The organism is Psychrobacter sp. GW64-MNA-CIBAN-0177, assembly GCF_040309585.1.
Lineage (GTDB): Bacteria > Pseudomonadota > Gammaproteobacteria > Pseudomonadales > Moraxellaceae > Psychrobacter > Psychrobacter okhotskensis.
The window spans coordinates 1-254 of sequence record NZ_JBEOOY010000424.1; the positions used below are offsets into that span (position 1 = coordinate 1).

Consider the following 254-nt stretch of genomic DNA (forward strand, 5'->3'; position numbering starts at 1 on the left):
GTACTGCAAACAAATGTTCTTGAATACCGACAATGATTTCCCCGTCGACGAAGGCTTGCAGAGGAGGGTTGATGAGTTCAATTTGGATGCCTCTTTCACGCTGTAAAATATTAAGGCTAAAAGATTCATAGCGACTAAACAGGTCTTCGGAACTGTCGCTGATAAGGCCTGAAGCTAACACCGCGAGTGAGCAATTTCGATATAATTGGTAAAGGTCGCTTTTTGCACCTTGTTTCAGACGTTCGACTTCTAAT

General features: G+C 42.9%; 1 protein-coding gene. It reads right to left on the bottom strand.

Features of this window, described 5'->3' with window-relative positions; all coding sequences use genetic code 11:
- The coding region (locus AAEY79_RS15700; protein WP_352289532.1) for a pyrimidine/purine nucleosidase domain-containing protein at positions 1–254 on the bottom strand (254 nt) is incomplete at both ends.